General features: G+C 48.8%; 9 protein-coding genes and 1 pseudogene. 2 read left to right on the forward strand and 8 right to left on the reverse strand.

The window, feature by feature from the left end:
- The first annotated feature begins 119 nt into the window (after positions 1 to 119).
- Positions 120 to 752 (forward strand): DUF6904 family protein, encoded by a 633-nt coding sequence (locus CHU32_RS27060; protein ID WP_001567369.1) that lies wholly within the window; start codon positions 120 to 122, stop codon positions 750 to 752.
- 28 nt (positions 753 to 780) lie between these two features.
- Here the strand turns inward: CHU32_RS27060 and CHU32_RS27065 are convergent, their stop codons facing one another.
- From CHU32_RS27065 to CHU32_RS27080, 4 genes are all read right to left on the reverse strand, one after another.
- Positions 781 to 2,184 carry an ISNCY-like element ISKpn21 family transposase gene (locus CHU32_RS27065; RefSeq protein WP_001567368.1) on the reverse strand — a complete coding sequence of 468 codons (1,404 nt, stop codon included), beginning with the start codon at positions 2,182 to 2,184 and terminating at the stop codon, positions 781 to 783.
- 331 nt (positions 2,185 to 2,515) lie between these two features.
- Positions 2,516 to 2,947 carry a nuclear transport factor 2 family protein gene (locus tag CHU32_RS27070; protein ID WP_218113808.1) on the reverse strand — a complete coding sequence of 144 codons (432 nt, stop codon included), beginning with the start codon at positions 2,945 to 2,947 and terminating at the stop codon, positions 2,516 to 2,518.
- A 355-nt stretch (positions 2,948 to 3,302) separates the two neighbouring features.
- Positions 3,303 to 4,085, reverse strand: a complete 783-nt coding sequence (locus tag CHU32_RS27075) for a DUF3750 domain-containing protein (protein ID WP_103678799.1) — start codon at positions 4,083 to 4,085, stop codon at positions 3,303 to 3,305.
- A gap of 176 nt (positions 4,086 to 4,261) precedes the next feature.
- Positions 4,262 to 5,500: an MFS transporter gene (locus CHU32_RS27080; protein ID WP_103678800.1), complete on the reverse strand. Its 1,239-nt coding sequence runs from the start codon at positions 5,498 to 5,500 to the stop codon at positions 4,262 to 4,264.
- Between the two features lie 253 nt (positions 5,501 to 5,753).
- Here CHU32_RS27080 and CHU32_RS27085 point away from each other — a divergent pair, with 253 nt between their 5' ends.
- Positions 5,754 to 7,100 carry a glycoside hydrolase family 10-like protein gene (locus CHU32_RS27085; RefSeq protein WP_103678801.1) on the forward strand — a complete coding sequence of 449 codons (1,347 nt, stop codon included), beginning with the start codon at positions 5,754 to 5,756 and terminating at the stop codon, positions 7,098 to 7,100.
- Here CHU32_RS27085 and CHU32_RS27090 read toward each other — a convergent pair.
- The 4 genes and pseudogenes from CHU32_RS27090 to CHU32_RS27105 form a co-directional block, all read right to left on the reverse strand.
- Positions 7,087 to 7,638 carry an RNA polymerase sigma factor gene (locus CHU32_RS27090; protein WP_103678802.1) on the reverse strand — a complete coding sequence of 184 codons (552 nt, stop codon included), beginning with the start codon at positions 7,636 to 7,638 and terminating at the stop codon, positions 7,087 to 7,089. The two genes, CHU32_RS27085 and CHU32_RS27090, sit on opposite strands and share 14 nt — an antisense overlap.
- 4 nt (positions 7,639 to 7,642) lie before the next feature.
- Positions 7,643 to 8,068: a hypothetical protein gene (locus CHU32_RS27095; RefSeq protein WP_245880280.1), complete on the reverse strand. Its 426-nt coding sequence runs from the start codon at positions 8,066 to 8,068 to the stop codon at positions 7,643 to 7,645.
- Between the two features lie 163 nt (positions 8,069 to 8,231).
- Positions 8,232 to 8,963 carry a MerR family transcriptional regulator gene (locus tag CHU32_RS27100; RefSeq protein WP_103678803.1) on the reverse strand — a complete coding sequence of 244 codons (732 nt, stop codon included), beginning with the start codon at positions 8,961 to 8,963 and terminating at the stop codon, positions 8,232 to 8,234.
- Between the two features lie 174 nt (positions 8,964 to 9,137).
- A pseudogene (locus CHU32_RS27105) lies at positions 9,138 to 9,560 on the reverse strand (EAL domain-containing protein); the annotation flags it as partial.
- Positions 9,561 to 9,633: the final 73 nt, after the last annotated feature.

The raw sequence follows: 9,633 nt of genomic DNA on the forward strand, positions 1-9,633 counted from the left end.
GGAACGGTCTGCGTTGTCGGGAAGATGCGTGATCTGATCCTTCAACTCAGCAAAAGTTCGATTTATTCAACAAAGCCGATAGACTTTCCTCCGACTGAAACAACAGGATGATTGAGCCCATGCTTCGATACGAGTTAACGCCGAACAATGCAGGTTTTATACTGTGGGGAGATTCAGAAGCCCTGAATGAATTACATGAACTCATTCATTACATCGTGGATGAAAGCCCACTGATTAAAGTTAAAGACGGATTTATGTTATCCCTTGCCTATGATATTCGTAAAGCACGGGAAGGTAATCGTCGTGTTGAGCAACATCAGTATGATCAACATGATACATATAAGCTTTATGGTGTTGAGCTTTTATGGCCTCTGGTCCTGGTACAGTCCTCAATACTCAGAAACTCAATGGGTTATATTCAGACAGACAAAAACCAGCTGTCTGTCATGTATGCCTTTGAATACCTGATAGAATCAGCATTAACAGAGTCTGAGAGAACAACGTCGAATGATATTATGCTAACAGTAAAATATGCATCAGACTCTGATTTTAATTTCATTGAGGATAATATTGACAGCAGGTGCTGCTATTTTATCAGCCTATCTCCGGAGCAAAGAAAAAAGCAGTTAATCAGTATTGTTCGTTCTTTTCATTCATTATGGGGTAAGTATGCCCGTGAAAAGCAGGACATAAAGATGCTGAACGAAATGAATAATACATCATGGGTCTGGCCGGACAATATCAACTGGTGAGCAACCACTGTCCGGCCAGTGAGTACCATCAGCGGGCTCTTTTACCAAAAATGTCCTCTGAACGTGACTGAAGCTGTTTGAGTGCTTCGAGCATGTCATCATTATCCAGTGAGCGCTGGGATTTCTTCCCTTCCTGCTTTGGCCGTCGTCGGGAAGGGCCATCTCCAGCGGGAATTGACTGAGAGCGCGTGTTATCCCGCTTGCTCTGCACCAGACTGATAAACTCCAGGGTTCGGCCAAGACGCTTGTTATCGACAATCGCGCCCTGGTCGATTTCTGACAGTCGGTCGTAGGTAGAGTAGGGAAGTAGCGTACCGTTCAGGCGCAGCTCTTTTCTGCCATCAGGATAGTGATACACATCGATATATTTACCTATTGCACGGCGACTCAGTTCGCTGTCTTCAATCAGGTACAACATTTTATCATATTGTATCGTCAACGATTTTGAGACTTTACGTTTTTCACGAACAGTGAAAATAAGCCCCAGGTCCTCATCATGTTCTACAGCACGGTGTACGTCAAAATCATGTCGCGGTACTTTGCCAAAACGGCGGTTATAGTCAGCCATATAGGCCTCAGCGAAGTCATTTGCAGCCTCCATTGAACAAATGCCCTGTAACCGCAGCTCTTTGACCAGACGATCCTGTAAAGTGAGGTGAGCTCGTTCTACACGCCCTTTGGCGGGACTGGTTTCTGCACAGATAGTCTGGATGTTCAGTTCATGCATGGCTCGCCCAAACTGAGTATGCCCGTCTCCGCCTGTGGCGTGTTTATTGTTAACACGAAAAACACCGGCTTTATCGCTGTACAGTGCCAGCGGTTTACCATGCTTATCGATATAGCGCCGCGTGGCTTCGAAGTAAGAAAACGTGGACTCCGATTTAACAAACAACAGTTCCATCAGTTTGCTGGTTGCATCATCAACATAGACCAGCGCGGTGCAGGCCGGGCCACGGCCTTCAAACCAGTCGTGATCACAGCCATCTATTTGTATCAGCTCACCAGTACACGGACGCCGGTACCGTGGTTGAGGGATCCTTGCGGCACGTTGTTTACGGGGAACCCATAAGCCAGCCCGCACCATGATGCGCCGGACAGTTTCTTTGCCAAGAAACAGTCCGTGGAGTTCTTCGAGCTTTTCACGCGCCAGAGTCGGACCGAAATCAGCATAACGCGTCTTGATCAGTTCCAGAGCCTGATCTGCGAGCCCGGGTGGCAACTGGCGGTTACCACGCATGCCACATCGTCTGCTGGCCATACCAAGCGGTCCGCCTTCACGGTAACGGGCAAGAAGTCTGCGGCATTGCCTGTCGCTGATACCGAGGTGCTCGGCCGCACGGCGCGTTGTGATGCGACGTTCAATGACGTCCTGTATAATCTTGATCCGGTTGATCTCTTTCAAAGTAAACACTCCTGAGCTTTCTGCGCTCATGATATGCCTCCCGGTAGTTTAAACGGACCAGTGAAGCTTACCATAGCGCGGACATCTGAATTGAGCCACAGGCGGACATTACTATTGAGCCATTACAACATTGGTGCGCATAATGTATATTATGTTAAATCGCGTTGAGTTTGTAGTCAGGTAGATGCGGCCAGCCTGCCCCCGTTTGTAGTTTCAGGTTTTCTTCTTGAAATGCGCTCAATAACTTTGGCAACGCTACTGCCTTCAGGAAAGTACGACCTAATGTGATTACGCATAGCGATCTCCTTCGTTGGCAAGCAGCTTCTGGCACATCAAATCTGATGCGCCAGATGACTGGATTTTAGTGCGGTAACTTATATGCCTGGCGGGCTAACAGTTTCCACTCACCCGCGTTGTCTTTCTTCATGACCAGCATCACACCAATTTTCACGTCCCCGGGCTTACCGCTGTCGTTAGTTTTTGCCTCTAAAATATGGCGGACAATCGCAACATCACCGTCAACCTGAACCGTTTGATCACTCAGGTTCAGCGTCTGAAATCTTGACTTTCCAGTCACAATTGCATTGACAAATTCATCATTATTTTCAACTCGCCCGCTTGAGTGGCCATAGCTCAGGGATGGTAACCCAACTTTTTCCAGACTGGACTTTTCTCCACTAAGCATGGCAAGACGCATATTTTCCACCGCATCGGTCACTGCTTTGATGTCAGTACTTTGCGCCAGGCAGGTGCTGCTTAAAAGTAACAACGCCATACAAAATAATTTTTTCACGCTAGTCTCCTGCTTACGTTTTATTGATTCAGAACAAAGTGGCAAAAATGCCCTCCCATTGGGATACGGTACTTCCTGTCATTACAAAACAGAACAAGAGACTATAAAAAATAAAACATTATTTCACATGCAAAGATCACATATTAGAAATATTTCTTGTCTTTAAAAAGTTATTTAAAACAAGGCGATATTAACCGATGGTTTATGAACAGAATTCTCGTACAACATGAGTTAAATGAATTGATTCAACGCTTTGTAGACTAGTTAAGCTATTCCTTAATCGGCATATGAAATGCTCTGGTATGCAGCCGAATACAAATCGGGATCAGGTTGTTGTAGATAAATATGCAGATCATCAGTCTCCGCTTTCAAATTTACTTTGCAGATTATGGTGGCCCACACCGCCAATAAAGGGCAGCCGTAAACGTAAAGGCGCAAAATCGATGCCCATGTTCAACCCCAGCACATTGATCTCAAAGCCCTCCTCTGCGCCCAACGTAATCCCCGCGATGCCCTGTACAGAAATCTGCATACCTCGTCCTGAAGGCGGCAAACCGATGACATTGCGCAGCGAACGGTAATCTTTACCCACCGCATTTGCGGGTAAATCGAGCTTCAGACCAGGAACTTCGCGGCCAATGTGTGCAATAAACGTATTGCTGTTTGGTCCCGGCCAGGCATGGTAACTATCCGGCCAGGGATAAGACGCGATGGCGGCCTCAATTTGCGGGATCATCGCCTCTGCCGCTTTTCCCCGATGTTCAACCAACAGACGAGGTTTTGCGCCATACCAATAGCCGTCCGGCGCATTACGATTACGACGCACTTTATCACCGGAACCCCAACTGATGACTTCATAGCGGTTGTATTCTTTTTCTCCGGCGCGTTTATAAATAATCCACGGATGAACTGCGACCACCCCTTTCCATCCCCATGTCGGCGCGGCATAAACCTGCACGATCGCTAACCGGCCATTTTTCACAGGATTGGGCGCAATACCGGCTGAATCACGCCGTGCCGCCCACCATCCATCCTGGGCCGGGGAGCCTCGTTCGTGTATCGTTTTGGTGAGGCTGGCCACGAAAGAAAGTAAAATAATGCAAAAATAACTCAGAAAAAGGGTTTTCAATGAGATCATGGAAGCCTGTAGAACGGGGAGAAAAAATCAACGACTTTCGCCATTGTACTGTTGTTTTTTTGTCCGTCAACGAGTTGCTACATGACTGGATTTAAGCTCATAACCCCTGAACTGAGCTTTATCACTTACTTCACACCACCGTACTACGTACGTCATCTGTTTATATAGCGGATGTGCTAGGTAATTGTCTCATTCTCCAGCTTTTGGCGTTTTCGCAAATGCGGGAATATCGTCATCCACACCGCGACAACGACTAACGTACCGATGCCCCCAAGCGCAGCCGCGGGTACGGCACCGAGCCATGCGGCCAGCACCCCGGATTCAAACTCGCCGAGTTGATTGGATGTATTAATAAAAATTGCATTCACCGCATTCACCCGGCCACGCATATCATCTGGCGTATCGAGTTGTACCAGCGCACCGCGGATCACCATGCTCACCATATCAAAACCACCAAGTGCGACCAGCGCCAGCAGCGACAGCCATAACTGAGTAGAAAGCGCGAATATCAGCGTAGCCAGGCCAAAACCGGCAACGGAGCCAAACATGATAATCCCGACATTCTTTTCCAGCTTATGACGGCTAAGCCATACCCCCATTAGCAGCGCACCGACGGATGGCGCACCGCGCAATAGCCCAAGCCCCCAGGGTCCGGTATGCAAAATATCCTGTGCAAAGATGGGTAATAAGGCGGTGGCTCCGCCTAACAAGACGGCGAACAAATCAAGCGAAATGACGCCGAGGACATCTTTTCGCTCACGTATAAAACGCACCCCGGCAAATAAATTGGTCAGATTCATTGGTAAGCGGATCTGCGCAGGACGTTCGTAACGCAGCTGGCTGACTAAAACAACAGAGCAGAGATAGAACAGCGCAGAGACGCTATAAACCACTTCCGGCCCAATAACATATAACAAACCACCGAGTGTTGGCCCGACAATCACCGCCGCTTCACCGCTGACCGAGCTGGCAGCCATTGCGCGCGCCAGAATGGGTGGCGGAACCAGTGACGGCAACATGGAGGTCATTGCCGGCCACTCCAGTGCTTTTGCCACTGAAATCAAAAAAACCAGGCCCCAAATCTCAAATTGATCTGCCCAGTGTAGTAGCGTCAGCGCCACTAAACCCACTAAAGCCCCCCACTCTATCACTTGACCAAGCAGCACAATTCGTCGCCGATCGAGTTGATCGGCTAAATGTCCTGCCGGCAACGCCAGCAAAACAGACGGCAAGAATTGCATCAGACCGATCATTCCCAGCGCCATCGCGCTATGCGTTAAAGCGTAAATCTGCCAGCTGACTGCGACAGAAAACATCTGGAAGCCAAACGAGGAACATGTCCGGGCCAGCCAGAAAGCGACAAACGACCTGTGCCGCAGCAGCGAGTCGCTCGCCACCGATTGTTGTGATCCCATACTCATCCCATTAATAACATAGTGTCGACCGACGTCATGGCATCAGCCTGATAAGAAATAAAGCAGAAATTCAACTGTCCTCTAACCCTTATTAAACATGGGCCTAAGTAAGTTTAGCGAATAATTTACATTACCAGTCGTTCCACAGGCTGTCATTGTCTGTATCAGACTATTTGCCGCATTTCTTTCTTGTAACTTTTCGTCGCCAGAGGCCTAATGTTGCGATCAATAAAATTAAATTATTGGACTTCACATGGTTGCTTACTGTTCTCATCGTCCCTGGCCCACGCGCCTGGGTGCATTGGTATGCTGCGCCCTCTTCCTTGCAGGCTGCTCAGGCAAAAAGCCTGACTCGGTTGTCACACCTCTGCCTCCCGTGGCAAAACAGCCACTGGCAGATAAAGCCTCGTCATTCCAGGAGCCAGTACGCGGTGTCTGGCTGGCCACCGTCTCCCGGCTTGACTGGCCACCAATAAATTCCATCAATGCCAGTAGTGCTGCCAGTCGCAACAGTCAGCAACAGAAGGCGTTGACCGATAAGTTAGACCAATTAAAAAGCCTTGGCGTGAATACCGTCTTTTTCCAGGTAAAACCTGACGGTACAGCACTTTGGCCGTCAAAAATTCTGCCATGGTCAGATATGCTTACTGGGAAAATAGGCATGGACCCGGGTTATGACCCACTCCAGTTTATGCTTGATGAAGCGCATAAACGCGGCATGAAAGTTCATGCGTGGTTTAATCCCTATCGTGTCTCCGTAAACCTCAAGCCAGGGACAGAAGCCGAGCTCAATCGGACATTGTCTTTGCGTCCGGCGAGCGTATTTGTCCTGCATCGGGATTGGGTGCGCACTTCAGGTGACCGCTATGTGCTTGATCCGGGTATCCCTGAAGCACGAGACTGGATAACCAGTATTGTCGCCGAAGTTGTGGCACGTTATCCGGTTGATGGCGTTCAGTTTGATGATTATTTTTACACTGAATCTCCCGGCGCAATGCTTAACGATAGCGAGACCTTCCGCGAGTATGGCCAACATTTCGCATCGAAAGCAGACTGGCGGCGTAATAATACTCAACAGCTTATTGAGCAAGTTTCCCGGGCGATTAAACAGCTCAAACCCGACGTTGAGTTCGGCGTCAGCCCTGCTGGCGTATGGCGTAATCGGTCGTACGATCCGGCAGGATCGGATACTCGTGGCGCGGCTGCTTATGATGAGTCCTTTGCCGATACCCGCCGCTGGGTGCAACAGGGGTTACTGGATTATATTGCTCCTCAAATATACTGGCCCTTCTCTCGCAGCGCAGCACGCTATGATGTGCTGGCCAACTGGTGGGCAAACGTAGTAAAACCAACCCATACCCGTTTGTATATTGGCGTCGCGTTGTACAAAGTCGGTGAGCCGTCTAAAAAAGAGCCAGACTGGATGATCGACGGTGGCGTGGCTGAACTAAGAAGGCAGCTTGATCTGAATGACGCCAATCCGCACATTAATGGAACCATTCTGTTCAGGGAAAGCTATCTTCATCAACCGCAGACCCAGAAGGCCGTCTCTTATCTACGTCAACGCTGGGCCGACCAGGCCACGGTCACTGCTCAATAAGCTGGTCATAAAGGCTGTGCAACCTCACTCGCAGGTACAGCACAGCCTTATGTTTACGCGACAACCACGTTTGCTCGCCCAGCCCGCTCTCTTGTGCCAGTTGTTTGATGCTATAACCCTGCAACTCAGTTTTCACAAAAGCCTCACATTGTGTGGCTGGCAGTTCATCAAGCGCCGTCTCCAGCTCTTCCCAAAAAAGCGCGCTTAAATAATCATCCTCAGGAGTCTGCGGCGTGCCAAATAACGTAATCTCAAGTTCATCCTCCGCCGCGTCAGCACTGGTACTGAGTTCGGATAAGGAGAACTCACGTTTTTTACGCCAACGATCGGTCATTTCATTGCGCGCTGCACGAAAAAGCCAGGCAGCAACATTTTCCACCGGCTGTTCAATTTTCATCAACTGATAAGTGACTTCTTGCAGCACATCATCCGCCTCGTCGCGTACCGACATACGTCGACGAATGAAGGCATTCAGCCGGGATCGGCAGGCATGTATTGCCGATACTAAAATTGACTCTCCCGCTATCCCTTTTTTCATTTGACTAATCAGCCGCTGGCTTTTCGTCGGACTGAGGCGGGGTTTTATCACTCTCGTGATGGTGGCCGCATCCCCCAAAGCGAGAGAAATGTCCGCGGTGCATGAATCCGGCACGACGCTGTTGTATAAACGTCTCTCGTTCTTCAGGCGTCATATTCATCCAGCGCTCATGCATGCGCCGATGCTCGCGAGCCATACCGAACATACCTGGTCGCAGGCCCAATCCGCCAAACAGAATACGGCTTAACACCAGAAGGCCAAGCGCCTGCCAGAAACCAATGGTCGTTACTCCGATGATAGCCGGAAGTAATGCGTTCCAAAGTGTCATCACCACGACAGCCAGTAATACTAAAAGTGCGGCTCCGAGAAGAAATGGCTTACCCATCCGATGGCCGTTAAATCCGCGCCTGTGGTTGTCAAAATCTCTCATCGTTGTCTACCTCATTGAGTTAATAAAAAGCATTGTCATGGAGGTAGACGAATGAGGAGGGAAAATATTGCTAAAAAAGATAAGAAAATTATGTGGCTAGTTGCACATTGAATAAAGTATTGATATTAAAGAAAAAGGGCTGTTATAGCCCTTTGATTCATTGTTATATACCATGGTAGGTAACGGCAAAGCCCTGCTCCTGCCAGTGAGCTAACTGCTCATGTTGTCGTCTTGACAACGCTTTGCCTGTCCATAAAAAAATTTGCTGTCCGGGAAAAAGTTCGGGTCTTGGGGAATCGAGCGGTTCAGCGAGAACCGTTATGTGCCAGCCTCGCTGAGAAAGTCGCCATGCCTCAAGCCATAGCCGGGTATGATCATCACTCCCCCATCCGATTAATAATGCCTCTTTACCCTCTTTTTTTCGTGCTTCAGACAGGCATGAAACCGAATAGTCAATGAGCATCCCGTCTAACAGACTGCACATGGTCCGCGCCGTGTGCTGATCAAGACTCAGCTTCTGACGAACCGGCACAAAAACATTATCAATAAGATTTTCCGCTGAGTGTTTACGCCCTATTTCCACAATCTTGGCACGCAGACTCGCGGGATGAACGTGGCGTAATACGCTCATCATTTCTTCCTGAATTGACGCCCAGCCATCATGAACTGCAACTTCTTCACCCTCCAGCAGTGCTTTGACCTTGCCCACAGGCACACCGCTGTCTACCCAGCGTTTTATTTCTTCAATACGCTGTATATCGTCTTCGTCAAATTGGCGATGTCCACCAATGCTACGTTGAGGTTTAAGTAGTCCGTAACGCCGCTGCCAGGCACGTAATGTAACGGGGTTAATTCCACATCGTTCGGCTACATCACCTATGCTGTAAAAAGCCATTCACACTCTCATACTTAAAACCGGCATGTACAAGTTTAAAGCTAACAACTCACTCTTGCTTGTACAAGTTTTTTTTATTGTACAATAACGTTCACGGTAAGGGACATTAACCTCACGGCAAAGCATAAAAAAAGCTGCTAAGGGTGAGATTAGCAGCAAGACTTTTAGCAGAATTTACATGGCAAATTTCTTTTCCGGCCAGAAGACGGCGGGAACTGCCCCTAACGCGGGTTTAGCAAACAGGTGCCCCTGAAACAAAGAGATACCGGCAGATTCCAGCCACATCCACTCTTCCGCCTTCTCGACGCCAACGGCAGTAATCGAGATTTCAAGCGATGTACAGCACTTGATGATGGCCTGAATGATAGCCTGACGAGGGCCGCTCTTATGGACATCTTTAATCAGGTCGCGGTTAATCTTAATGCGGTCTGGCTGAAACTGGGCAAGGAGCGAGAGACCAGCAAAGCCGGCACCAAAGTGATCGATAGCCACACGGATACCCGCCGCCTTTAACTGCCTTACCGCATCGGTAAATTCATCAAGTCGGGAAATGATTTCACTTTCAGTGAAATCAACGATGATCTGTTCCGGCACTATGAATCGCCACGGATAATCTAGACACTTCCGAGCCGTTGATAATAGTGGTTTTCATATTCTGTCGGTGACATCT

The sequence above is a fragment of the Superficieibacter electus genome, assembly GCF_002915575.1.
Lineage (GTDB): Bacteria > Pseudomonadota > Gammaproteobacteria > Enterobacterales > Enterobacteriaceae > Superficieibacter > Superficieibacter electus.

What these genes read in the sequence shown, in the direction of transcription:
- CHU32_RS27075 (WP_103678799.1), bottom strand. Translation starts at nt 4,085, where the DNA reads ATGATCTCATTGAAAACCCTTTTTCTGAGTTATTTTTGCATTATTTTA.
- CHU32_RS27065 (WP_001567368.1), bottom strand. Translation starts at nt 2,184, where the DNA reads ATGAGCGCAGAAAGCTCAGGAGTGTTTACTTTGAAAGAGATCAACCGG.
- CHU32_RS27080 (WP_103678800.1), bottom strand. Translation starts at nt 5,500, where the DNA reads ATGGGATCACAACAATCGGTGGCGAGCGACTCGCTGCTGCGGCACAGG.
- CHU32_RS27090 (WP_103678802.1), bottom strand. Translation starts at nt 7,638, where the DNA reads ATGAAAAAAGGGATAGCGGGAGAGTCAATTTTAGTATCGGCAATACAT.
- CHU32_RS27095 (WP_245880280.1), bottom strand. Translation starts at nt 8,068, where the DNA reads ATGAGAGATTTTGACAACCACAGGCGCGGATTTAACGGCCATCGGATG.
- CHU32_RS27100 (WP_103678803.1), bottom strand. Translation starts at nt 8,963, where the DNA reads ATGGCTTTTTACAGCATAGGTGATGTAGCCGAACGATGTGGAATTAAC.
- CHU32_RS27060 (WP_001567369.1), top strand. Translation starts at nt 120, where the DNA reads ATGCTTCGATACGAGTTAACGCCGAACAATGCAGGTTTTATACTGTGG.
- CHU32_RS27085 (WP_103678801.1), top strand. Translation starts at nt 5,754, where the DNA reads ATGGTTGCTTACTGTTCTCATCGTCCCTGGCCCACGCGCCTGGGTGCA.